At 50.6% G+C, this 25,757-nt stretch carries 20 protein-coding genes and 3 pseudogenes; 17 read left to right on the forward strand and 6 right to left on the reverse strand.

Features of this window, described 5'->3' with window-relative positions; translation table 11 throughout:
* Positions 1-629 (reverse strand): mannonate dehydratase (uxuA, locus tag JCM10914_RS11700; RefSeq protein ID WP_036717912.1); only part of this gene is annotated, 629 nt, incomplete at its 3' end.
* A 76-nt stretch (positions 630-705) separates the two neighbouring features.
* Positions 706-1,383, reverse strand: a complete 678-nt coding sequence (locus tag JCM10914_RS11705; RefSeq protein ID WP_023961050.1) for a GntR family transcriptional regulator — start codon at positions 1,381-1,383, stop codon at positions 706-708.
* Positions 1,384-1,470: 87 nt separating this feature from the next.
* Here JCM10914_RS11705 and uxaC point away from each other — a divergent pair, with 87 nt between their 5' ends.
* The 9 genes and pseudogenes from uxaC to JCM10914_RS11745 all read left to right on the forward strand — a co-directional run bounded on the left by uxaC (position 1,471) and on the right by JCM10914_RS11745 (position 13,455).
* Positions 1,471-2,874, forward strand: coding sequence for a glucuronate isomerase (gene uxaC, locus JCM10914_RS11710; protein WP_023961052.1), 1,404 nt, complete (start codon positions 1,471-1,473; stop codon positions 2,872-2,874).
* An 83-nt stretch (positions 2,875-2,957) separates the two neighbouring features.
* Positions 2,958-4,564 (forward strand): annotated as a pseudogene (locus JCM10914_RS11715) (response regulator).
* A 950-nt stretch (positions 4,565-5,514) separates the two neighbouring features.
* The gene (locus tag JCM10914_RS31780; RefSeq protein ID WP_370570239.1) at positions 5,515-5,769 is read left to right on the forward strand and encodes a sensor histidine kinase; all 255 of its coding nucleotides are present in this window, start codon (positions 5,515-5,517) and stop codon (positions 5,767-5,769) included.
* A complete protein-coding gene (locus JCM10914_RS31785) occupies positions 5,769-6,299 on the forward strand; it encodes a sensor histidine kinase (protein ID WP_023961063.1) in 531 nt (176 codons plus the stop codon). The genes JCM10914_RS31780 and JCM10914_RS31785 overlap by 1 nt, the downstream gene beginning before the upstream one ends.
* A gap of 221 nt (positions 6,300-6,520) precedes the next feature.
* Entirely contained in the window at positions 6,521-8,209 is a 1,689-nt protein-coding gene (locus JCM10914_RS11725; protein ID WP_023961065.1) for an ABC transporter substrate-binding protein, read from the forward strand.
* A gap of 257 nt (positions 8,210-8,466) precedes the next feature.
* A complete protein-coding gene (locus JCM10914_RS11730) occupies positions 8,467-9,354 on the forward strand; it encodes a sugar ABC transporter permease (protein WP_231638628.1) in 888 nt (295 codons plus the stop codon).
* Positions 9,355-9,368: 14 nt separating this feature from the next.
* Positions 9,369-10,301 (forward strand): carbohydrate ABC transporter permease, encoded by a 933-nt coding sequence (locus JCM10914_RS11735; protein ID WP_023961069.1) that lies wholly within the window; start codon positions 9,369-9,371, stop codon positions 10,299-10,301.
* Between the two features lie 75 nt (positions 10,302-10,376).
* Entirely contained in the window at positions 10,377-11,393 is a 1,017-nt protein-coding gene (locus JCM10914_RS11740; RefSeq protein WP_023961071.1) for an endo-1,4-beta-xylanase, read from the forward strand.
* A gap of 22 nt (positions 11,394-11,415) precedes the next feature.
* Entirely contained in the window at positions 11,416-13,455 is a 2,040-nt protein-coding gene (locus JCM10914_RS11745; protein WP_023961073.1) for an alpha-glucuronidase family glycosyl hydrolase, read from the forward strand.
* A 43-nt stretch (positions 13,456-13,498) separates the two neighbouring features.
* On the opposite strand, the gene JCM10914_RS11750 is transcribed toward JCM10914_RS11745, so the two are convergent.
* Positions 13,499-14,050, reverse strand: coding sequence for an Ada metal-binding domain-containing protein (locus JCM10914_RS11750; protein ID WP_036717953.1), 552 nt, complete (start codon positions 14,048-14,050; stop codon positions 13,499-13,501).
* A 128-nt stretch (positions 14,051-14,178) separates the two neighbouring features.
* On the opposite strand from JCM10914_RS11750, the pseudogene JCM10914_RS11755 reads away from it, so the two are divergent.
* Positions 14,179-15,137 (forward strand): annotated as a pseudogene (locus JCM10914_RS11755) (arsenic resistance protein).
* 140 nt (positions 15,138-15,277) lie between these two features.
* Here the strand turns inward: JCM10914_RS11755 and JCM10914_RS11760 are convergent.
* Entirely contained in the window at positions 15,278-15,856 is a 579-nt protein-coding gene (locus tag JCM10914_RS11760) for a hypothetical protein (protein WP_148300200.1), read from the reverse strand.
* A gap of 299 nt (positions 15,857-16,155) precedes the next feature.
* Here JCM10914_RS11760 and JCM10914_RS11765 point away from each other — a divergent pair, with 299 nt between their 5' ends.
* From JCM10914_RS11765 to JCM10914_RS11795, 7 genes and pseudogenes are all read left to right on the forward strand, one after another.
* The gene (locus tag JCM10914_RS11765) at positions 16,156-16,491 is read left to right on the forward strand and encodes a metal-sensitive transcriptional regulator (protein WP_023961083.1); all 336 of its coding nucleotides are present in this window, start codon (positions 16,156-16,158) and stop codon (positions 16,489-16,491) included.
* A 247-nt stretch (positions 16,492-16,738) separates the two neighbouring features.
* Entirely contained in the window at positions 16,739-16,942 is a 204-nt protein-coding gene (locus JCM10914_RS11770) for a cation transporter (protein WP_023961085.1), read from the forward strand.
* Between the two features lie 36 nt (positions 16,943-16,978).
* Positions 16,979-19,410: pseudogene (locus JCM10914_RS11775) on the forward strand (heavy metal translocating P-type ATPase).
* A 42-nt stretch (positions 19,411-19,452) separates the two neighbouring features.
* Positions 19,453-20,094, forward strand: coding sequence for a cobalt-precorrin-3B C(17)-methyltransferase (locus JCM10914_RS11780; RefSeq protein ID WP_023961091.1), 642 nt, complete (start codon positions 19,453-19,455; stop codon positions 20,092-20,094).
* Positions 20,095-20,131: 37 nt separating this feature from the next.
* Positions 20,132-21,457 carry an MFS transporter gene (locus JCM10914_RS11785; RefSeq protein ID WP_023961092.1) on the forward strand — a complete coding sequence of 442 codons (1,326 nt, stop codon included), beginning with the start codon at positions 20,132-20,134 and terminating at the stop codon, positions 21,455-21,457.
* Positions 21,458-21,699: 242 nt separating this feature from the next.
* A complete protein-coding gene (locus tag JCM10914_RS11790) occupies positions 21,700-22,128 on the forward strand; it encodes a MarR family winged helix-turn-helix transcriptional regulator (protein WP_023961093.1) in 429 nt (142 codons plus the stop codon).
* A gap of 25 nt (positions 22,129-22,153) precedes the next feature.
* A complete protein-coding gene (locus JCM10914_RS11795) occupies positions 22,154-22,906 on the forward strand; it encodes an SDR family NAD(P)-dependent oxidoreductase (RefSeq protein WP_023961094.1) in 753 nt (250 codons plus the stop codon).
* Between the two features lie 117 nt (positions 22,907-23,023).
* On the opposite strand, the gene JCM10914_RS11800 is transcribed toward JCM10914_RS11795, so the two are convergent.
* Both JCM10914_RS11800 and serS read right to left on the reverse strand, forming a co-directional pair.
* Positions 23,024-24,067, reverse strand: a complete 1,044-nt coding sequence (locus JCM10914_RS11800) for an LLM class flavin-dependent oxidoreductase (RefSeq protein WP_023961095.1) — start codon at positions 24,065-24,067, stop codon at positions 23,024-23,026.
* A gap of 217 nt (positions 24,068-24,284) precedes the next feature.
* Positions 24,285-25,607 carry a serine--tRNA ligase gene (gene serS, locus JCM10914_RS11805; RefSeq protein WP_023961096.1) on the reverse strand — a complete coding sequence of 441 codons (1,323 nt, stop codon included), beginning with the start codon at positions 25,605-25,607 and terminating at the stop codon, positions 24,285-24,287.
* Positions 25,608-25,757 lie beyond the last annotated feature (150 nt).

Raw genomic sequence — 25,757 nt, forward strand, 5'->3', positions numbered from 1 at the left:
GGATCATCCGGATGAATCGCCATCCGAATGCCGTTCTTCTCGGCGGCAGGAATGACTTTGCTCAGGAAATATTCGAGATTGTCCCACAGATCCTCCTCGGATACGTTGCGGTATGCGTCGAACAAGGAGGTCAGATGAGCCAGACGCTCGGGCTCCCAGCCAGGCATGGTCAACGCGCTGTTCTGGTTGATCGTTCTGACCAGCTCCAGCGGATCAATGCCGTGAATCTTCGATTTCTCGAAGAACAGTGCCGTGGAACCGTCGGGACCCAACTTGTGCAGATCGGTTCGTGCCCAATCGAATACCGGCATGAAATTGTAGCAGATGACTTTCACGCCAACCTTGCCCAATTTCTCAATCGTCCGGATGTAATTATCTATGTATCGATCGCGTGAGGGAAGACCGAGTTTAATATCCTCATGTACATTCACGCTCTCAACCACATCGATGTGAAGCCCGTACGCGCTGGCCTGATCGCGGATTTGTTCGATCCGTTCCATCGGCCATTCCTCTCCCACGGGAAGATCATGGAGAGCCCATACGATACCTTCAACACCGGGAATTTGTCTGATATGATCCAGCGATACCGTATCATTACCCTCGCCGAACCATCTGAATACCATGCGCATGATTACACCGCCTTTGACAAGTTTAGAGTTGTTCATTGAAGCGTACTTGCTAACAAGCCATTAGGTGGACCATCCATTATTTAAAATAGTCCGGATGCCGCTCCTTCAGCACGGTCAGATTCGAGATGATTAAACTAAGGTGCTCCTGCATGATCTGCTCCGCAAGGTCTGCGCGATGCTGCCGGATGGCGTTTACAATGGCCCGGTGCTGTTCGTACAGATTGCTCCAATCGGGATCGGCCGACAACCATAACATTCGGCTTCGATTCAGATGAGCATTCATCTGCTGCAGCACATTCCAGGTTCCCACTTTACGGCAGCCTTCGAACAATATGCGGTGAAACGACTCATCCAGCTCAAACATATGCTTCCCGTCGTGCTGCTCAATGCTCTCTTGCTGCCTCGCGAGATTCTCATCCAATTCTATGAGCTTATTGTCGGGGAACTCGTCGCAAGCAAGACGGACGACGGCCCGCTCGAGTTGCTCCCGCATGAAGCGTGCTTCTTCAACCAACTCCGAATCGATCAGGGATACACGCGTTCCGCGCTGGGGGAGTACGACGACCAGGTCTTCTTGTGCCAATCGAACAAAGCTCTCCCGGACAGGCGTCCGACTTACCTCGAAAGATAACGATACTTCCTTCTCGGACAGAGTCGTTCCCGGCGGTAATTCCAGACTGACGATTTGCTGCTTAAGCTGGTTGTAAACGTAATTTCCAGCGGACCCAGGCTGTAAACGCAGAAACTCGACCATTGCATCACCTCCTAATGTATTCCATACTACCATACTTGTATGGTAGTATGGAACTGAAATATCATCGGAAATTGGAGGTAGGGGAAAATGAGCCGTTTTGATACCGATCAATTGTTGTTGAACAGCAACAGTGCCAAGAAGCTTTACCAGGACTATGCACAGGGAATGCCAATCTTTGATTATCACAATCATTTGAACCCGCAGGATATTGCAAACAATCGCCAGTTCGAGAATCTGACCGAGCTTTGGCTTGAAGGAGATCACTACAAATGGAGGGCCATGCGCTGGCTTGGCGTGAATGAAGAGTTGATCACGGGCAGCGCATCGCCGGAAGAGAAGTTCAAAGCCTGGGCAGGGTGTGTTCCGCGCCTGGTGGGGAACCCCCTCTATCACTGGACGCATCTGGAGCTTAGCCGTTATTTCGGCATTCAAGAGCGCTTGACTGCCGAGAACGCTGCAAACATATGGAATGCCTGCAATGAGCAATTGCAGGAGCCGACCCTGCGTGCCGGCGGGATTCTGGAGAAGTTCCAGGTGAAGGTAGCCTGCACGACGGATGATCCCATTGACACGCTGCAGCATCATCGTCTCATTAAGGAGAAGGGCGAGCTTACAACCATCGTCGCTCCGGCATTCCGGCCCGATCGGGTGCTCGATGCTGGCCATGCAGAGTATGTATCTTATGTGAACCAGCTTGGGCAGACGGCAGGCCATGCGGTCGATACATACCAAGACCTGCTTGCTGCGCTTAAGAAACGGGTTGAATATTTCCATGAGCATGGCTGTCGATTATCGGACCATGGATTCTCGGCATTTCCATACGCAGCGGCGAACGAGCAGGAAGTGGCTGCTATCTATCAGAAGGCTAAGAACGGCGATAGCATTACATCACGGGAAGATCAGATCTTCCGTACACATACCTTACTGAAGCTGGGTGAGATGTATCACGCCAAGGGATGGACGATGCAGCTGCATATTGGAGCCATTCGGAACAACAATGCACGTATGTTTGCCAAGCTGGGCAAGGATAGCGGCTATGATTCGATCCTGGACTTTCACTTGGCCGAAAGTCTCAACGCGTTTCTCAGCCGTCTTGACCGGAACGACCAGTTGCCCAAGACGATAGTCTATAGTCTGTATTCCTCCCACTACGAGATGATTGCTACCACGATCGGTAACTTTCAAGCTGCGGGTGTTGAAGGCAAGCTCCAACTCGGTTCGGCTTGGTGGTTCCATGATCAGAAGGAAGGCATGCTGAAGCAGCTTACTGCGTTGTCCTCCATGGGGTTAATCAGCACCTTTGTCGGTATGCTGACGGATTCGCGCAGCTTCATGTCATTTCCGAGGCATGAGTATTTCCGGCGCGTGCTGTGTAGATTGTTCGGCGACTGGATTCGAGAAGGGGAGCTACCGGCGGACTATGAATTTATCGGCTCCATCATTCAGGATATCTGCTATTTGAATGCCGAGCGCTATTTTCAAATTCATTGACAATTCGATGTGAAACATAAACAATGGATTTACTAGATGAAAGCGTTTGCCAATGTGGGGCGCGTGCGAGGGAGGCTAATACCGTGTACTTGAACCGGGCGATATTGGTGGATGACGAAGTGTTTACGCGCAAAGGGCTGCTAAAGCTGATCGATTGGGAGGCTTGCGGCTTTCAAGTCATTGAAGAGGCAGACAACGGGGAAGACGCGCTTGAACGGATTGAGCGGCTCAAGCCGGATGTCGTCATCACCGATATCCGCATGCCGGTACTGGATGGTCTTGAGTTGATCGGACAAATTATGGCCAATGGCATCGTAAATCCATACTTCATCATCGTCAGCGGTTATGACGATTTCAACTATGCAAGGCAGGCGGTCCGTTACGGGGTCCACGATTTCATTCTGAAACCCATCGATGAAGTGGAGTTTAGCGACGCACTTGTCCGGCTAAGTGAGCGGCTTCAAGCAGACCGAGAGGCACAGCTAAGGAAGAACGTCTCATGTCAGGCGCATTAATGGAGTCGCTGATTATGGGTGGAGCCGATGAGGTGCTTCTTCAGGAGTGGGAGCGGCGCCTTGAAGTTCAGCCGGACGATCGGTTGTACTATGTGTTCGTTGAACTGAACGATGCCTCGGACATTCTGAGCATGGAGGAACCGGTGCCGGTATTTAAGGACCAAGTGGAAGCCGCCTTGCTTCAGCTCACGCATGGCGAACAGCCTTTTTATCTGCATGAACATCGCAAGCGGGTCGGCATCATCGTCCCAGAACGGATACTGCTTGATTATCCGGGCCGACAGCGGGAATTTGCCGCTTTGCTTCAGCAATTGCTCGGCCACAGGAGTGAGGGCCGAGTCTTTATCTACTTTGGAGAAGCGGTAACCCGGTTAGCGGATATCCAACAAGCGTATGAAAGCGCTAAGGAATCATTGTTATTTAAATACGTATTTGATGACGTGGGCTTGATCTTTTACGAAGAGGTATCCGGTCAAGATCTGCATCTGCAATACGTTGGTTTGGAAGATAAGTTATACAAGCAATTAGTGGAGCAAATTGAAGAACTGGATTTTGGCCAGCTCGAAGCATCAATTCACACTCTGTTCCACACGTTCCGGGTGAAGCTGTATGCCCCTGAGGCGGTCAAGCTCGCGATTAACCAGTTCGTCTTGGGTGTCCTGCGGGTGTTACAGGACATGGATGGCGATCAGGATAAGCTTGCGAGCCTGACGCCCATTACGGAGTGGCAGGATCATAATGTATCGCTGCGGGCCTTACAAGGGATTTTTACCGATTTCGCCGTAGAAAGCGCCTATTATATTGCGGAACTTCGCAAAGAGCAGCACAAGGGCGGCATTCAGAAGATCAAGGCCTATATCGAGTCCAATTATCATGACAATATCAGCCTGAAGAGCATTGCGGCGAAGTTTTACATGAACCCCGTTTATTTGGGGCAGTTGTTCAAGAAAGCCTACGGGGTGTACTTTAATGACTTCTTGCTCCAATTACGCGTAGGGGAAGCGAAGCGGCTGCTGCGGCAAACGGATCTGCGCATATATGAGGTAGCAGAACGAGTCGGTTTCGGCAATCCCGATTATTTTGTCACCCAATTCGAGAAGACGGAGCAGATGACGCCGAGTGAGTATCGCGGTCGTTTGATGAAGGAGGCAGCGTCCAAAGGGACGGATCGATGATACCAAGCTTAAATAACGTCCGCTTGCGGGACAAGATGCTGCTGTTATATTTTCTTGCTGTTTTTCTGCCGATCCTGATCACGAATTTGATCTTCTACAATGTGACCTCGAATAATGTGAAGGATCAGCGAATCAGTGATATTACCGTTGCCCTCGAACAGATGAAGAACGAATTCCGCCGGGAAGTGGAAGATGCGCTGGAGATTTCCTCGGTTTTCTACACGGATCATCAACTGAACGAGATTATGGAGACCGTCTACGATCATCCGGCAGATTATGTGGAAGCATATGATTCCTATCTGCGCCGGATTCTGAATTCCGGAAGCGCCGTTTATAATGCGGTAGGGGAGATTACGGTCTATGTGGACAACCCGACCCTGTTATATTCAGGGGGAATCAACTACATTGATGAGCAAGTAAAGCAGGAGGCCTGGTACCAGCAACTGTTGAACCATGAATCGAGCCAGCCTTTTGTTATGCGGACTGGTGCGAACGGTTATGGAGATACGTTCAGCGTGATTCGAAACATGAATTATTTCAACTCCCAGAACGATTATACCCAGTACCTCAAGATTGATATGCGTATGGCCGCCATCCGCCAGATCATGAGCAACCTGAACGTGCAGGGCAAGATTTACTTGCTGAACAGCAAAGGGGAGGTCGACTTTACGACAGACCCTGGGGTTCATATCATGAAGGACATTATACCTTACAGCCGTATCGAACATGACGATAAGTCCATGGAGTTTCAGACCGATACGTTCATCACCAACAATCTGAACGCCTGGACGATCAAAGCAATCGTGCCGCAGGATGTCGTCATGCGCGATGTACAGCAATCGCTGCAGTTCGTCATCGTGCTGACTTGCTTGAACTTTCTGTTGCCGACGCTCGTCATTATCTGGATCAGCCGTTCGCTTAGCGTTAGAATCGTGCGCATCCTGAAGCATATGAAGAAGGTGAAGAATCAGAATTACGATATTATCGAGGATGCCGAGACGCGGGATGAGATCGGGCAATTATCCGGCGAGTTCAACCGAATGACCCTCCAGCTTGAGCGCCTGATCAACGATGTCTATGTAGCGGATATTCAGAAGAAGAATCTGGAGCTGCAACGAAGGCATGCCCAATTGAACGCATTGCAGAGCCAGATCAACCCGCACTTCCTGTTCAATGCCTTGGAGACGATTCGCATGCGAAGCTGATGAAGGATGAGGACGAGACGGCGAGAATCATTCACAATATGGCGAAGATCTTCCGCAACTCGCTCGTGTGGAGAAAGGATATGGTCACGCTGAAGGAAGAAGTGGAATTCATCCATTGCTTCCTGGAGATTCAGAAGTACCGGTTCGGCGACAAGATCAGTTACTCCGTGCAATCGCCGGAAGGCGGGAGCTGGCAGATTCCAAAGATGGCGATTGTCACCTTCGTCGAGAACGCGAGCATTCATGGTATTGAGCCGCTCAAACACGGTGGTCACATTCAGGTGCATATTGCTTGCGAGGACCAGCAGCAGCTGGTTTGCCGGGTCGAAGATAACGGTGTCGGTATGTCGATGGAGCAAATTGAGAAGATATACCGATATCTGGATACGGAGGATGAGATGGGAGAGCGCATCGGCATCCAAAATGTAATTTATCGGCTCAAGCTGTATTACGGCAGCCGGTTCGGCTTTGAAATCGACAGTTCCCCCGGTGAGGGGACTCGGGTCACTTTACGTATTCCAATCCAATAAACGCTTATGAACAGATCCTGCACGGCGCCCCCGAACATGGGAGATGCCGAGTAGGGTCTGTTGTTTTTTTAGGCAATATGAACGCAAGCATTTCCGGTTACATTCACCATCTATAATTTACTAAGTATCACCTAAAGATTGACGGGTGAACATTCACAAACCACTCTCTTATAATGAAAGTGCTTACAAATAAACAAGACCGAAAGGGGTAGGTCAAGAGCATGAACAAGAAATTTTGGCTGAGTTTGTTAACGGTGGTCATGGTCACATCTCTCCTGGCAGCGTGTGGTGGCGGTAAGGAGAATAATTCCGCCGGCGGTACATCAGCAGCCGGAAACGAAGGTGGCAAAGAGGATAAAGTAACCTTCACCTATTTTAATGCAGCAGCAGGTAAAGACAAAAATACAAACGAAACAACGATCGGGAAAATTTTCGAAGAGCAGACGGGTGTGAACTTTAAGATGGAGCATCTGGTCGGCGACGAGAACACGAAGGTGGGAACCTTCATTGCCAGTAACGATTACCCGGACGTTATCGTACCCGGCAGCTCGATCGACAAGCTGGTCGGCGCGGGTTCATTCATACCGCTGAACGATCTGATCGATCAGTACGGTCCGAACATCAAGCGCGTATACGAGCCTTACTTCAATCTTATGAAGGCGGATGACGGCAATATCTACTTCCTGCCGCTGAGCGCCGTAACCGGTGAATATACTTCGGCTCCGAACATTGAGCAAGGCGCATTCTGGGTACAGCGTCGCGTGCTGAAAGAAGCGGGTTATCCGAAGATCAAAACGTTTGATGAATACCTCACATTGATCCGTGAATATGTGAAGAAGTATCCAGATGAAGGTCTGACTGGATATTTGTCTCTGACGACGGAAGACAAGTTCTTCGCCTTCACGAATGCGCCGATGCACTTGGCGGGCTATCCGAACGATGGCGGAATCATCATCGATATGGAGACCCACCAAGCCAACGACTATGCGGATGACGATATCACGAAGCGTTATTTGCAGGAACTGAACCAACTGAACGCGGAAGGGTTGTTCGATAAATCCTCCTTCGTGGACAACTATGATCAATACCTGGCGAAGCTGTCCTCCGGTAAAGTACTTGGATTCTTCGATTACAGATGGCAGGCAGGCCAAGCGATGAACAACCTGCGCGAAGCCTCCAACAAGTCTGGCAACGACGATCTGGAATACATGGCACTGCCGATCGTGTACGACGAGAACACCAAAGATCAATACCTGGATCCACCATCCTTCGTCAACAACCGGGGTGTAGGGATCTCCGTTAGCGCCAAAGATCCTGAGCGGATCGTCAAATTCTTCGATAACCTCCTGACCGACGAGAACCAGATTCTCTCGAACTGGGGCATCAAGGACGAGACGTATTCTGTAGACGAGAATGGCCGTTTCTATCGTACGGAAGAGCAAATTACCCAGACAAATACCGATGCATTCCGTGAATCCTTCGGGTTCAAATATTTTGAGTACAACTGGCCGCGTTACGGCAATGGTTCCACCTTGCCAGACGGTAACTCTGTTGGTGCGGGCCGTCAGCCTGAAGTAGCGCAGATGTCTTACTCCGAAGGGGATAAGAAGCTGCTTGAAGCGTATGATATTGCTTCCTTCTCGCAATTGTTCTCTGCTCCAGACGAGCGTCCATGGTATCCGGCTTGGAGCATCCCGATTGACCAAGGATCACCATCCCAAATCTTCACGCAGAAGAAGAGCGACTTGCAGCGCAAGTACTTCCCTAAGCTGGTTCTGGCAAGCCCATCCGACTTTGAGGGCGTATGGAACGAATACATCGGCGAGTTCAACAAGCTGGACGTGAAGCAATACGAAGAGCTGATTACGGATGAAGTAGCGAAGAAGATCGCTAACGTCAAAGGACAATAAGGATAAAGAAGTTAGGGCAGATGGCCGGATCACTCGCGAATGGGTGAGAACCGGCCCTCCCCTTCTATACACACAAGCGATTCTAACGGCTTGGATAGGAAGGAGAAGAAACCGTGGATAAGGTGAACCCAATTGGACCTGCAGAGACGCCGGCGCTGCCGAAGCAACGGGACTCGAAAGGTTTCTTCAAGAGAGAGAAGAATACGAATCCGAACCCCAAACGAAGCGAAGGCGCCGCCGGCTTCTTCAAAAGGCTGATGCAGCAGAAGACGCTGGTCTTCATGTCCATTCCTTTTTTGATTTGGTTGTTTATATTTAAATACCTCCCATTATGGGGCTGGACGATAGCGTTCCAGGATTTCAAACCGGCCAAGAAGATCCTTGATCAGGAATGGGTCGGCTGGAAGCACTTCACGTTCCTCTTCCAGGACGAGCACTTCCTGCGCGTGATGCGCAATACGCTTGCAATGAGTTTTATCAACCTTGTGTTAGGGTTCGTCACTGCCATCGTGCTTGCTATCTTGCTTAATGAGCTGCGCAACGTGATGTTTAAGCGGGTCGTGCAGACGATCAGTTACCTGCCTCACTTCATCTCCTGGGTGGTCGCGGCGAGCATCATCTCCACCGTGTTATCCGCGGATGGCGGTATTATCAATGAACTGCTGATGTGGTTCGGACTTATTAAAGAACCGATCTTGTGGCTCGGTCAAGGGGAATATTTCTGGGGAATACTCGGTGTTTCGGAAGTATGGAAGAATGTCGGCTGGAACACCATTATATATTTGGCAGCGATGACGATGATCGACCCTTCCCAGTACGAAGCCGCCGAGATCGACGGCGCGGGTCGCTTTCAGCGCATCTGGAACATCACGCTGCCTGGGCTAAAGCCGGTTGTCGTTATTCTGATGATCATGAACATCGGTAACCTGCTTGAGTCTGGATTTGAACCACAATACCTGCTCGGTAACGGGATGAACGTGGACTATTCAGAGAATCTGGATATTTTCGTGTTGAAATACGGGATTCAGATGGGTAACTTCTCGCTCTCGATTGCCGCGGGCATGTTCAAGACGATCGTCAGCTTTATCCTACTGTTCTCGGCCAACCATATTGCGAAGAGACTGGGTCAAGAAAGATTGTTCTAAGGAGGATTTCGAAAATGGCAAAGACAGCAGCACCACGAGCGCATGCCCGGTTCAAATCTCCTTCGGACCGGATCTTCGATACGCTCAATATCATCTTCATGATATGTCTCATGGTTGTAACGCTATATCCGTTCTTGAATACCCTTGCGGTATCACTGAACGATGCAAACGATTCGGTAAGAGGGGGCATCTACCTCTGGCCGCGCGAACTTACGCTGGAGAATTACAAGTATGTGTTTAACGAAGCAACGATATTCCATGCGACCTTCATCTCGGTGCTTCGTACCGTGATCGGGACATTAACTTCGGTCTTCTGTTGTGCGATGGTCGCTTATACGATCAGCCGTCCGGAGTACGTGCTGCGTAAATTCGTCTCACTCGCCTTTATCTTGACGATGTATTTCAGCGGGGGGTTGATTCCCAACTTCTTGTTGATTCGTGAGCTCGGCATGATCGGATCGTTCTCGGTCTATATCATTCCGGGACTAATCGGCGTCTTCAACGTGATCGTGATCCGCTCCTTCATCGAAGGATTGCCGGAGGGGATTCTGGAGTCGGCCCGTATCGACGGCGCCGGCGAGTTTACGACCTTCCTGCGGATCGTGCTTCCGCTGTGCGTACCCGTTCTGGCAACGGTGTCCTTATTCACGGCGGTGGCGCAATGGAACTCATGGTTCGACGTATTCTTGTATAACTCCTCATACAGTGAATTAAGCACTTTGCAGTATGAGTTGATGAAGATTCTTCAGAACTCGAACTCTTCCATGAACTCGGGCAACGACTACGCCAGCCAATTCGCGGGTTCTGAAGCGGGCGGGAATCAGGTAACGCCTACGTCCATTCGGGCAACGATGACGATTGTAGCAAGCGTGCCGATTATTCTGGTGTACCCGTTCTTGCAAAAATATTTCGTGCAAGGCATGACGCTCGGAGGCGTGAAGGGTTAATTCCCTTCGCCTCCTTTCGCGTTATCTTCAGATATGTAGAAGATTCAGCATTCTTTATATTAGGAGGAATTAGATATGTCTATGAACCGTCGAAGTGAACCTAGATTAAAGGATATGTTTGCACAGGATTTCTTGATCGGAGCGGCTGTTAATCCGCGCACGATCGTGACGCAGGAGGAATTGCTGTCCTATCACTTTAACAGTATCACCGCCGAGAACGAGATGAAGTTCGTTAGTGTCCACCCGTTAGAGGATACATACGCATTCGCCGAAGCGGACGCGTTGGCTGCGTTTGCGCGCAAGCATGGCATGAAGATGCGTGGACATACGCTCGTCTGGCACAACCAGACGACAGACTGGCTGTTTGAGGACAAGAACGGCCAGCTCGTGGATAAAGCTACTTTGTATGCCAGATTGAAATCGCATATCGACACCGTGGTCACGCGGTATCAAGACGACATCTACGCCTGGGACGTCGTGAACGAGGTCATTGCCGATGAAGGCGAAGAGCTGCTGCGTCCATCGAAGTGGCTGGAGATTGCAGGAACGGAGTTTATCTCGAAGGCATTTGAGTATGCGCATGAGGCGGACCCGAAGGCTCAATTATTCTATAACGACTATAATGAATCCCACCCGAATAAGCGCGATAAGATCTACAAGCTCGTTAAGTCGCTGCTGGAGCAAGGCACACCGATTCACGGCGTGGGCCTGCAAGCGCACTGGAACTTATATGATCCGCATTTGGATGATATCCGGGCTGCCATTGAGAAATATGCTTCCCTTGGCTTGCAACTGCAATTGACGGAGCTTGATGTCTCGATGTTTGCCTTCGACGACAAGCGCAAAGATCTAACGCAGCCTCCTGCGGAGCTGCTGGAGCAGCAGGCTGAGAGATATGAGAAGATGTTCGCCATTCTGAAGGAGTACCGCGAGCATATCACGGCGGTTACGTTCTGGGGCGCGGCCGACGATTATACATGGCTGGACCATTTCCCGGTGCGAGGACGGAAGAACTGGCCGTTCCTGTTCGATGAGTTGCATCAGCCGAAGCCTGCTTTCGAGCGCTTGGTGCAACGCAGCGCGAAGGCCTAAGCGAAACGGAGGGAACTGAGAGATGAAGAGCGCATTATATAAAGCCTGGCTTCAGTATGAACCTGTACAAGATCAGAAGCTTGCCGCCGCCTACAGCAGGCTGCTTCGTACGGTCGTAATCGATCAAGAGCTATTACGCACGACGCCCGTGACGGCAGCGGTTCAGGAACTGCAGCAAGCCTGCGAATCGATGCTCGGGTTTATGCCGCAGTTTCAGGCGGAGATAACATTAGACGAGTCTTATTTTGATATCCGCATCGATGTGTCGGCTCCGAATATCCTTTCCGAAGAAGGTTATACACTCGTACATGATCAGCAAGGCGGGCAGGAGAAATTGATTCTGACCGGTAGATCGGGAAAAGGCGTGTTGTACGGCGTATTTCATCTGCTCCGGTTGATGGCTGCGGAGTCGTCCCTGACCGGTCTGGATGTACGGGATGAGCCTGCGAACAGCTTGCGAATGATCAATCAATGGGATAATGCCGATGGCTCGGTGGAACGCGGATACTCAGGCCAATCGATTTTCTATGCGAATGGGGCGTTTACCAAGGACTTGGAACGCGTGAAGGATTACGCGCGTTTGCTGGCTTCTACCGGCGTGAACGCCATCTCGATCAATAACGTGAACGTGCACGAGATCGAAACGAAGTTCATCACGGCCGAGTATTTGCCAACGGTTGCCGGGTTGGCTGACATATTCCGTACCTATGGCATCACTTTGTATCTGAGCATTAATTTTGCGGCTCCACTTCATATAGGGGGAGTCCCTACTTCCGATCCGCTGGATAACGAGGTCAGGGCATGGTGGAGACAGACGGCGGACGAGATCTACCGCCACATCCCCGACTTTGGCGGATTCCTGGTGAAGGCGGATTCCGAGCATCGTCCAGGGCCGTTCGCTTACGGACGCGACCATGCGGATGGTGCCAATATGCTGGCTGAAGCACTGGAACCGTACGGCGGTCTGGTGATATGGCGCTGCTTCGTGTATAACTGCATGCAGGATTGGCGTGATCGCAGCACGGACCGGGCGCGGGCCGCTTATGATCATTTTACGCCGCTCGATGGGCGCTTCAAGGACAATGTGTTGCTGCAGATTAAGAACGGACCGATGGATTTCCAGGTACGCGAACCGGTATCGCCGCTGTTCGGCAGCATGAATGAGACGAATCAGGTGCTGGAATTCCAGGTGGCGCAGGAGTACACGGGTCAACAGCGGCATGTCTGCTATCTGGTTCCGCAATGGAAGGAAGTTTTGAACTTCGATACCCATGCCCAAGGGATGGGATCCGAGGTGAAGAAGATTGTGAACGGCTCCTTGCACGGTATGACACACAGTGGCATTGCAGCGGTATCGAATATCGGGAACGATGACAATTGGACCGGGCATACGCTGGCTCAGGCCAATCTGTACGGGTTCGGGCGCCTGATCTGGAATCCGGAACTATCTGCCGAGACGATCGCGGAAGAGTGGACGCGGCTTACCTTCGGCAATGACACGCGCGTGGTGAAGACGGTATGCGGCATATTGATGCAGTCCTGGCCGATTTATGAGAGCTACACCTCACCCCTCGGGGTGGGCTGGATGATTACGCCGCATACGCATTATGGACCGGATGTGGACGGGTATGAATATTCGCGGTGGGGCACGTACCATTTTGCCGATCGGGACGGCATGGGGGTAGACCGCACGGTGGCTACGGGTACCGGCTACAGCGCACAGTATTTCGAACCGAACGCTAGCCGATATGATTCGCGGGAAGCTTGCCCGGATGAGCTGCTGCTGTTCTTCCATCACGTGCCGTACGCGCACGTATTGCAGTCGGGCAAGCCGGTCATTCAGCACATCTATGATACTCATTTTGAAGGTGCCGATGCAGCGGCGGGACTGCTGGAGGCCTGGACCTCGCTTGAGGGCATGGTCGATCTGGGACGCTTCGCCCAGGTGACCGAGCGATTGGCTGATCAGGCCGAGCACGCCAAGCACTGGCGCGACGTCATCAATACGTACTTCTACCGCAAATCCGGCGTGCCGGATGAGCTGGGACGTACCATATATTGAAGTCAGATGAAAGAGGTCAACCCATCGTATTGGGTTGACCTCTTTATTTTATGAGGAATGAATTCTTATACGTAGTAGGGGATACCCCGGTGTATTCTTTAAACTTTACTGAGAAGTGAGTGCTGTCGTTATATCCTACCTCTAAGGCAATTTCGGTGATCGAAAGCTCTTCGTGCCGGAGTAAATGCTTAGCTTCATCTATTCGTAGTCTGTGCAGATAATGTAATGGTGATAGTCCTTGAATGGCTTTGAAACTGCGTTGTATATAGTAAGGGTTCTTTTGAAGAGCCTCTCCCAACAATGTTAAGGTTATTTTTTCTTTATAATGTTCCTGAATATAGTGCATCGTATCTTTCGCAATCTCTTCTTTATATCCTCTCCAATCCATCTGATTGGATTTGCATCTTGTACAAGGTCTGTAGCCTTCTTTGATCGCCGACTCTACATCGTTAAAAATAAGAACATGCTTCGGGTTTGGCGTTCTGGATGTGCAAGAAGGGCGACATACTGTTCTGGTTGTGGTGAGAGCATAATAGAAAAGACCGTCATAATGTTTATTGTTTTGGCTGATCGCATCCCATTGTTCCTTGTTCATGTTCATTCAACTCCCTCTTTCTAAATTCGGAGTCAATAATCCTAATGCTGCATTCCTTAACTTCAGGTACAGTTATAACTACAGGTACGTTGTGCACACCTGCCTCGATCAACATGAAGGGGTATAGTATGAATCTAATTGAAAAATCTCAATCCATCATTGTATTAATCTCTATAGGTATTGGACTGCTTTTAGGTCAGTTTCATTTTTTTGAGCAACATGCAGAGTCCTTTATTATTCCGTTTTTATTGCTGATGTTGTATGGCTTGTTTTTAACCATCCCATTAAAAAACCTAAAAGACGCTTTCAAGAACGTAAAATTCTTTAGTACAAGTACGGTGATTAACTTTATATGGACGCCACTTGTAGCATGGGGGTTGGGAGCGGTTTTCCTGTCCGAACATCCCGCTCTATGGCTCGGATTTATTCTGTTGCTCGTGACGCCGTGCACCGATTGGTATTTGATCTTCACCTCTATCGCAAAAGGGAATATACCGCTTTCGACGTCGGTACTCCCGGTAAACTTAATTCTGCAAGTTATATTATTACCTGTCTATTTGTTTATATTTGCAGGAACAATGGAGACGGTGGGATTACCGACGATTATAGAAAGCGTCGTATTGGTTCTATTCGTTCCTTTTTTGCTGGCTAGCGGTACACGATATTTATTTAAGAAGAAAGATTTTTTACAGAAAAAAGTCATTCCTTTTTTTGCATCGACGCAGATCGTATTCTTATGTTTAGCGATTATGGCCATGTTCGCATCGCAAGGTTCTTACCTATTGCATAACTTGGAAGTCATTGTACTTCTGCTAATTCCACTTCTGCTATTCTTTATTATAACTTTGTTGTCGCGCAAACGTTAGGTAAGGTTTTGAAGTTCAGTTATGAGGACACCGTGAGCCTCAACCTGACCATCATCGCAAGGAACTCACCCGTGGCGCTTGCCATAGTCGTAACCGCGTTTCCAGACCAGCCCTTGATCGCCCTCGCTCTCATTATTGGTCCTTTAATAGAATTGCCAGTATTGGCTATTGTGGCGCAAGCTTTATTGAGAATTGGAAAAAGACGGAGCAAGGAACTTTAACAAGTTCTTTGTTCCGTCTTTTGGTCACTTCGCTTTAAATAATAGTGATTTCAGTCATTGGTCATCACTAATTTGGTATGCAAGTCCATCGGGGGTCTAGATTAAGACGAGTATTTGGTCGGAGGTACCTTTCACCCTAATCAAAATAAATCAAGAATTTCGTTGACAATCCCTTCCTTTTTATATGCAAAGTTATTAATACTTGAGTAAAATAGCTTGTTCGTACTCTTAGGCAATATCATATCAGGCTGTTTGAACAGCAAGATGACATAAAGAGAACTACTTTCATCAAGCTTAATATTCTTTTCGTAGAGTCCCTTCCAAATCTGCTCAGCAAGTTCCGGCATAAATAGATCAGTGTATCTCTCCATGTAGGTTTTAATACCGTAATCAGACCACCACCATAAAGAGAAGGCGTTCCACACTTTGTCAGCCGTTTGCAATACTGGATCCCTTCTAAACAAGTCTCTGTAACAATCTTTAAACTGAGTAGTATTAAAAAGAATGCCCATGTTTTGTTGCTGTTCCATTTCTTTTACAATTGTGTCCCAACATGTAGGAAGGACTTCATGAAAGCTCTCAGCTTCAAGTAATTCTTGATCACTTGATATTAGATACGTACCCGGAAAAACCTCTTTTCCTCGATAATAGCACTCATAGATGTTTTCGATAAATAATAAAAAATTCAAATCCATCGGAAAGTGGTTACTAACGCGCAACTGTTTATGCTCTCGAGAAAGTGTCATGTTACGGTATAGTTATTCCTATTTCGTATGGCGGTAAAATTCAGCATCCCTATGGTGCCTCTCACCATTTTCATAAGCGCGCCCTCCATTCAGCTCGAATAGCCACCTGGCTTTACTATAATTAACACTTGGATTCAGGTAAGGTTACGCAATATAAGCAAAAAGAAATATCCAGCATCTGTCCTTTATAGGGTGGGGGGCTATGTGATATACTAAGAGCATAAGAATACGAAGTCGGTGATGGATTCCATCACGAACGAGGAGGAATGGAGATGTCAACGGAGAATCACGTACACGTTCATGAGCATGAGAACTGTGCAGTGCCTGGTGAGCGCAAGAGCCATCATTCCGATAAAACAAAGAGCAATCTGGTCAGCAGGCTGAACCGGATTGAGGGTCAGATTCGCGGCGTGAAGGGCTTGATTGAGAAGGATACCTACTGTGATGATGTGTTGAATCAGATCTCCTCCATTCAGTCGGCGTTGAACGGGGTCAGCAAGCTGCTGCTTGAACACCATATGAAGAGTTGCGTTATTGAACGTCTGCAAGAAGGTGACGAGGACGTCATTACCGAATTGCTGACAACGGTAAATAAGTTGATGAAATAATCATGATACATCGGTCTGCCATCCTTCAGGATGGCAGCATTTTTGTTTAAGAGAGCTTTGGGGCGGGGATTAATGAACATAATAAAGCGGGCACGGAGATGTTTTTTCAAAAAATATAGATGAATACTGTTGACTATATATAGGGTAGGGGGGTATACTAAGTTCAACGAAAGCATGAATGACCTGGTCAGAACGATGACCGGGATAAGAGATATTTTAGACAACACAACTAAAGGAGGAATTCGGTATGGAACAAGTAACGATCAAGGTAGAGGGCATGTCCTGCATGCATTGCGTAAATTCCATCGAGGGCGCTTTGAAGGAGCGGAACCTGAAAGGAAGCGTCGATCTGCAGGCAGGAACGGTAACGGTACAATATGCTGCTGACAAGACGAGTCTTGCGCAGATTAAAGAGATCATTGAAGAGCAAGGATATGATGTAGTAGCGTAACAACCTCGGTATCAGTATGCAAAGGAGTGATGGAAGATGAGCGCGGATACAACCATGGAGCATAAGAAGACCTCGCTGCAGTTAACCGGGATGACATGCGCAGCCTGTGCCAACCGGATCGAGAAGGGCCTGAATAAGATGGAGGGCGTTCAGGAGGCGAATGTGAACTTTGCATTGGAGAAAGCCTCAGTGACGTTTGATCCAAAGGTCGTTACCGTGGCGCAGATGGAGGAGAGGATCGAAAAGCTCGGTTATGGCACCGCTAAAGAGACGGCTGACTTACAACTTATCGGCATGTACTGCGCGGCCTGTGCCACGAAGATCGAGAAGGTTGTGAGCCGGATGCCAGGGGTCGATAAAGCGAATATCAACTTTGCGATGGAAACGGCACGGGTGGAATACAATCCGGCCGAGGTGAGCATCGCCGACATTCAACAGCGCGTGGAGAAGCTGGGGTATCAAGCAGTTTCTAAACGGGAAACGCTGGACCAGGAAGGTCACCGCAAAGAGGTTATCACTAAGCAAAAGCGGAAGCTGCTCATCTCGGCGGTGCTGTCACTGCCGCTGCTCTGGGCGATGGTCACTCATTTCTCGTTCACCTCTTGGATTTGGATGCCAGAGCTATTCATGAATCCGTGGTTCCAACTCGCTCTGGCCACACCGGTTCAGTTCTATATTGGCAAGCAATTCTATGTAGGGGCTTATAAAGCGCTTCGGAACAAAAGTGCCAACATGGACGTGCTGATCGCGCTCGGAACATCGGCGGCCTATTTTTACAGCCTCTATTTGACGATCGATTGGGCCATGGCTGGCGCTAGCGCGCACCACGGGCCAGACATGTATTATGAGACGAGTGCGGTTCTGATTACGCTTGTCATCCTCGGGAAATTGTTCGAGTCATTAGCGAAAGGCAGAACATCGGAGGCGATCAAGACGCTGATGGGCCTTCAGGCCAAGACGGCGCTGGTGATCCGTGACGGTCAGGAGCAGTCGATACCGGTGGAACAAGTCGTGGTTGGCGATCTGGTACTGGTGAAACCCGGCGAGAAGGTTCCGGTAGACGGCAAAGTGAACGAGGGCACCTCGGCAGTGGATGAGTCGATGTTGACAGGTGAGAGTATTCCGGTTTCGAAGAATCCCGGTGACACGGTAATCGGCGCTACGGTGAATAAGAACGGGCGCTTGATCGTTGAGGCGACCAAGGTAGGCAGGGAAACGGCGCTTGCCAGATCATTAAAGTGGTTGAAGAAGCGCAAGGCTCCAAAGCGCCGATCCAGCGTGTTGCCGATGTGATTTCGGGCATTTTCGTACCGATCGTGGTCGGTATTGCGATAGTGGCTTTCCTGATCTGGTTCTTCTGGGTAACGCCTGGAGACTTTGCCCATGCGCTTGAGATTGCCATTGCGATTCTGGTCATTGCTTGTCCTTGTGCGCTTGGCTTGGCTACACCTACTTCGATCATGGCCGGTTCCGGACGTGCAGCCGAACTGGGGGTCTTGTTCAAGGGTGGAGAGCATCTGGAGACGACGCATAAGATCGATACCATTATTTTGGATAAGACAGGAACGGTAACCAAGGGCAAGCCGGAGCTTACGGATGTCTTGGTGGAAACGATGAATCAGGAACAGCTGCTGCGTCTGGTTGGGTCAGCTGAGAAGAGCTCGGAGCATCCATTGGCCGAGGCGATTGTGGCAGGCATCGAAGCCAAGGGAGTGCAGCTTCCGGCAGCGCAGGAATTCGAGGCGATTCCAGGGTACGGCATCCGTGCCGTTGTTGAAGGACATGAAGTGTTGGTCGGTACGCGCAAGCTTATGATGAAGCATCAAATCTCTGCCGAGCATGTGCTGGAGACGATGTCGAAGCTTGAAACCGCCGGTAAAACAGCCATGTTGGCTGCCGTTGACGGTCAATATGCCGGCATGGTAGCCGTGGCCGATACGATTAAGGAGACTTCTCCAACAGCTATCGCCAGATTGAAGCAGATGGGGATCGAGGTCATTATGATTACCGGTGATAATCAGCGTACGGCCGAAGCGATTGCGAAGCAGGTCGGCATCGATCATGTGCTGGCTGAAGTGTTGCCGGAAGGCAAAGCCGATGAAGTGAAGAAGCTGCAGCAGCAGGGCAAAAAAGTCGCGATGGTGGGTGACGGTATTAACGATGCTCCTGCATTGGCCGTCGCCGATATCGGCATGGCGATCGGTACTGGAACGGATGTGGCAATGGAGGCAGCGGATGTTACCTTGATGAAGGGGGATCTGGGCAGTATTCCCGATGCCATCTACATGAGCCGAAAAACGATGCGAAATATACGCCAGAACCTGTTCTGGGCGCTTGGTTATAACTCGCTCGGCATTCCGATTGCAGCCATCGGACTGCTGGCACCGTGGGTGGCCGGAGCGGCCATGGCACTGAGCTCGGTATCCGTGGTGTTGAATGCGCTGCGTCTGCAGCGCATGAAGGTTTAATGTTCCGAGCCGATACACATACGATATAATAGGAGTGAAGATATGGCTTCACAGAAATTCGCGGTAACCCCTGGATTCGAAGTCGGCGGCACGCTGTTCAGACCTGATCAGCTTGCGCTTCTGGGCACGATTGTGGGCGAGGGTGCTTTGATTGAGATGACCACGTTCAAGCAGCTGTACGTGGAGATGGACGAGGCGCACATTCCTGAAGTTCAAGAAAGGCTGCGAGCAGCCGGACTTCAGGTCCATCCTGCCGGCTTTGTCTCCAAAAGCCTCATCACCTGCAACTTCTGCCGCGGTGCAGAAGATTCAGGCTTGGATGTCGCCGCACTGCTGGATGAGGCCGTAGCCGATCATCCTGTACCGAATCCGCTCAAGATCGGTTATGCCGGCTGCGCGCTTGGGACGAGCGAGCCGCTCCTCAAGGACATTGCCGTCATCAAAATGAGGGACACCTTTGATATATACGTGGGCGGAGAACCAAGGGGGCTGAAGGCAGCTTTGGCGAAGCCGCTGCACACAGCGCTGGCACCGGCACAACTAGCCCCGATTATCCTGAGATTGATTGGCATCTATCAGGAGCAGGGAAAGAAGAAGGAGAAGTTCTCTCGATTCGTGGAGCGCATTTCCCTGGATCAGTTGAGAGAGCTAACGGGCGAGCGCGCGATGGATACGGCAGGGTGATAATAGCTGTTTCAGCATGGGAAGGCAGGACACATTCATGATTCAAAAATATATCGATTCCCCCAACCTGCAAGAAAAACTGTACAAGAAAACGCTCCTTGTTGTGGTGTTCTCGCAGTTATTCGGCGGTGCAGGTCTGGCAGCAGGATTAACAGTAGGTGCGCTGCTGGCGCAGGATATGTTAAAGATGGACAGCTTCGCAGGTGTTCCGGTTGCTCTAATCACAGCCGGTTCTGCGCTGGGCGCTTGGTTTGTCGGGCGTCTTACCCAGCGCTGGGGGAGAGGACCGGCGCTGGCAAGCGGTTTTCTGGCGGGCGGGATCGCTGCCGTGGGAATTATCGCGGCGGCCGTTTATCACAATATTTATTTATTACTCATTTCGCTACTGATCTACGGGGCCGGTACGGCTACCAATATGCAGGCTCGCTATGCAGGCACGGATTTAGCGAAGCCTTCACAGCGTGCCGGGGCGGTTAGCATGGCAATGGTCGCTACGACATTCGGTGCCGTTGCTGGTCCGAATATGGTTGGCGTGATGGGGAACGTTGCCGAATCCATGGGGATACCGGCACTTGCCGGGCCGTTTATCCTGGCAGCGGCGGCGTTTACGTTGGCCGGCCTGATTCTGCTGCTGTTCTTGCGTCCGGACCCTTATGCGATTGCGCAAGGCATTGAACAAGCGAGAAGCCTTAGCGCAGGCCATGCCTCGCATATGGCGGGCAGCCCGGATAGACAACATCAACGGGGTGTGTGGGTCGGCGCTTCGGTCATGATCCTTACGCAAGTGGTGATGGTCTCTATAATGACGATGACCCCGATCCATATGAAACACCATGGTCATGATTTAAGTGCAGTGGGCCTGGTCATTGGCATTCATATCGGGGCGATGTACCTGCCCTCTCTTGTTACAGGTTACCTAGTGGATAAAATCGGCCGCACCACGATGTCAATCGTTGCGGGTATCGTACTGCTAGGTTCAGGAATCCTCGCTGCGGTGGCTCCTGCCGAATCCATGACGCTGATGATCATCGCCCTCGCCTTGCTTGGCATCGGCTGGAATCTCGGTTTTATCAGCGGGACGGCGATGATCATCGATGCAACACCACCAGCAACGCGAGCCAAGACGCAAGGGACAGTGGATGTTCTGATTGCGTTGGCAGGGGCATCGGGCGGCGTATTGTCCGGGATGGTCGTTGCTGGAACGAGTTATGCGACCCTCTCTCTGGCGGGCGGTTTGTTGGCATTGATCATGATTCCGTTATGCTTAAGCTCGGCGCAATCACGGAAATCTTCATCATCGAATGATGCACCTTATAGGGCGGCAGCCGAATCAAAGTTTTACCGGTGGATACTTCCGAGGTAGGCAGGACACACTTTTCAGAGCACTTATTGTGCTCTTTTTTACGTTGTCCGCATTGATGAACGATTTGGAAAAAAGATGAAAATCGGGTATTTAATCGCGGTTGACGCTGCGTATGAAAGGGATTACAATCTAATTGTTAAGATCTTTTAACTACTTTATATTATGATAAAAATCACAGTCATATTTCGTATGAAACGAATCGAGGTGATGAGAAGCTGGACAAGAGGGAACAACTATCTTATATGGTATCGAGGCAGATGATGACGCTAGTGGCCGGATATGCGCAGCTGCTGGAAAGTGATCTATCAGGTCCACAATATTACGTTCTGCGAACGCTTGCCTACGAGGGCCAGAAGACAAGTTCGTATTTTGCCCAGTTGCTTCATGTGACGCTCTCCGCTGTTACGAATCTAAGCAATAAGCTGGTGAATAAGGGCTATGTGGAGCGTGTTGTGTCCGAAGTCGACAGACGCCAAGTGTATTTGCAGATTACCGAGCAGGGCCGTGAGGTAGAAAGTCGAATGCTAGCGAAGTATCGTGAACTGAATGAAGGCATCTGGTCCGACTTTACGGAGCAAGAGTTGGATATCCTGATCAGGTCTTACGGGAAGATGATCGATCATCTGCAGCATAAAATTCATAAGTCCGAGGACCAAGATCGTACTGAATAATCATGAAATGTAGGAGGGTACTTCCATGGGAAGATTAGATAACAAGGTAGCGATTATTACGGGTGCAGCCGGCGGCATGGGCAAAGCCGACGCTTTGCTGTTTGTACAAGAAGGCGCCAAGGTGGCCCTTACGGATTTGCAGGAAGACAAGATCAAGGACGTCGTGGCCGAGATAGAGGCGATGGGTGGACAGGCAATCGGATTCAAACATAATGTAGCTTCCGAAGAGGATTGGGTTCGTGTCGTAGACGAGACCGTTCAGAGATTCGGCAAGATTGATATTTTGGTGAACAATGCAGGCATCTCGGATGCTACTCCGTTTATGGATCAGACGGTTGAGCGTTGGGAGCGCACGATGACCATTAACGTGACGAGCATTTTTCTCGGACAAAAATATGTCATCCCGCACATGATCGAAGCGGGTGGCGGTTCGATCGTCAATATCTCTTCCATTGCCGGTCTTACCGGCGGCAGCGGCTCAGGACCATACACGGCCAGTAAAGGTGCGGTCAGAATGTTGACGAAGGCAACGGCAGTCGATTTCGCGCAGCACAATATTCGTTGCAACTCGATCCATCCGGGATATATCGAGACGCCGATGACGGTCGACCTGTTCAAGAACGAGCAGATGACGCAATGGTTCCAGTCGCAGACGCCATTGCCGCGGCTGGGCAAGCCTGAGGATATCGCACGCGGAGTCTTGTTCCTGGCTTCCGACGAATCTTCCTACATTACGGGCGTAGAGCTTCCGATCGACGGTGGATATTACGCGAAGTAAACAGGTTCACTGATTACGATTGACGGTGGATTGACGCAAAAACTTAGAGAAGAGCACATGAATAAAGACCAGTTAAGCCATTCAGCTTAACTGGTCTTGCGCGTTACAGCGACATTGTTATCTTGATGAGATACCGACCGCTTCAGCCAGCAGCTCATACGAGCGAAGACGCGCTTGATGATCGTAGATCGCCGCGGCGACGATGATCTCATCGGCATTCGTCATCTGCTGGAACTGTTCTAGCTGTGCACGAACGGTGGCTGGGCTGCCGATGGCGGAGAAGCTCAGCTGACGCTTCACGATGGCCTGTTCTTGCAGATTCCACAGATCATCCATACTGTCGACCGGTGGGCTGAGCTGCCCGGTGCGACCGCGGATAATATTCAGAAACTGCTGATACGGTGAAGTGGCAAGCCGCTGCGCTTCCTCGTCTGTATCGGCGCAGATGACGTTTACGCCGATCATGGCGTACGGGTCGCTCAGTTCGGATGACGCACGGAAGGTGGTACGGTACAAGTCCAGTGCGGGCATCAAGTAATCGGGAGCAAAATGGCTGGCGAAAGAAAACGGCAGTCCGAGCTGTCCTGCCAGCTGTGCACTGAACCCGCTGGAGCCGAGGAGCCAGATCGGGACATGCAACCCCTCGCCGGGAATCGCGCGAATTCGCATTGATGAGCCGGACGTCGGCTGGAAATACGTGCGCAGCTCGCCGAGCCGGTCCGGGAAATCCTGTCCGTCACTGCCCGGTCCGCGTCGCAGAGCACGAGACGTCAGCTGGTCGGAACCCGGCGCCCGGCCAAGCCCGAGATCAATTCGTCCCGGATAGAGGGACTCAAGCGTGCCGAATTGCTCGGCGATGACAAGCGGCGCATGGTTCGGCAGCATAATCCCGCCGGATCCTACGCGAATCTTCCGAGTACCGCCGGCGACATGGCCGATGACCACGGAGGTAGCGGAACTGGCAATGCCGGGCATATTATGGTGTTCGGCGAGCCAATATCGGTTATAACCCCATTTCTCGGCATGTTGGGCCAGCTCAAGCGTATTGCGCAGCGAGTGTGCAGCGGTGCTGCCAGCCGTTATGGGTGCAAGATCTAGGATCGAGATGGGAATATCGCGAAGTGACTTTGGTGCTGTATGATCATGGTGCGATTCGGTCATATCACATTACCTCCTTATTCGTGCAGACAGAGCACGTATAACGAACATTATATACCTAGTTAATCCATAAGAAAAATCAGTATGTAATGGCTCTTTATCATTATATGCAGAACCGGGCTTATCCAAGTAAAAATGGTTTATCGTTACTTGTCCCTAAAGGGAGCTTACGGACATCGCCACTGGCAAGATACCCGTAAGCATAGCGGGGTTATTGAACTTATTCTGCGTGATCCGCCGTTTCTGCTGCATCCCCAGGTGCCTGAATTCGCTCAAGTCCGTTCATATAAGGTCGCAGCGCTACCGGTATGTGGATCGATCCATCCGCTAGCTGGTGGTTCTCCAGCAACGGAATCAGGATACGGGGCGAGGCGACTGCCGTATTGTTCAAGGTATGACAGTAGCGCAGCTTGCCTTCCGCATCGCGATAGCGAATATTCGAGCGGCGTGCCTGGAAATCGAGCAGGTTCGACGACGAATGCGTCTCGCCGTAGGCATTCCGGCTCGGCATCCATGTCTCGATATCGTATTGCTTATACGTTTTCTGCGACATATCGCCCACGCAGACTGCGACGACCCGATACGGTAGCTCGAGCTTCTGCAGCAGTTCCTCGGCATTCCATGTAATCTCCTGCAGAAGACGCTCCGAAGTGTCCTGATCTCCCTCACATACAATAACCTGCTCTACCTTCGCGAATTGATGCACACGATATAGGCCGTGCACGTCCCTTCCACCCGATCCTACCTCGCTGCGGAAGCAGAGCGATGCCGCAGCCATGCGGATTGGTGTCGTTACTTCCACAATCTCGCCGCTATAGTACGATACGAGCGGGACCTCCGACGTGCCGGCCAACCATTTGTCTTCTTCGGCTAAGCGGAAAGCCTGATCCTGGCCGAGCGGGAAGAAAGCCGTATTCTCCATCGCTTCGGTTCGAACGGTTAACGGTACATCCATTAAGGTAAACCCCTTAGCTACCAGCATATCGACTGCCAACTGCTGTACGGCGCGGTGCAGCCATGCTCCGATTCCCGTTAAGTAATAGCTGCGAGTACCAGCGGTTCTAACGCCGCGCGGGATATCCATCAACCGGTGCAGCTCGCCGAGTTGAACGTGATCTTTCTGTTCAAATGCAAATACCGGGGGCTCCCCGACGCGCCGGATCTCGACATTGTCCTGATCCGATGTGCCTGGGGGTGTGTCCGGCGATACGATATTCGGTACAAGGATGAGCCGTTGGTTATACTCATTCTCTAGACCGCGAAGCTCCGCTTCAAGCTCATTTAGCTGAGCGTTAATATGTTGAACCTGTTGCTTCGTAACTTCAGCCTCAGCGGGCTTGTTCATTCTTATGAATCCGCTGATTTCCTGTGTGAAGGCATTACGCTGCTGCCTCAGACCCTCAACGGTCTGGAGCAACATCCGGCGCTGATCATCAAGCTCCATAAGTTCTGCAACCGATAGCTTAATTCCCTTCTGGTCGGCTACCCGCTGGATCTCAGCTTGCACCTCTTGGTGTTCCTGCATCCATTTCATGTCTAACATCGTTATCGCGCTCCTTTTCTTGTGGAAAAATAAAAAAGCGTCCTGGTCCGTATGGGACGAGGGACGCTTAAGCGCTCGCGGTGCCACCCAAATTGATTTAACATGTAGGTTAAATCCTCTTAGATTCCGCGGTAACGTGCGGATCACGGT

The organism is Paenibacillus sp. JCM 10914, assembly GCF_001315105.1.
GTDB lineage: Bacteria > Bacillota > Bacilli > Paenibacillales > Paenibacillaceae > Paenibacillus_AQ.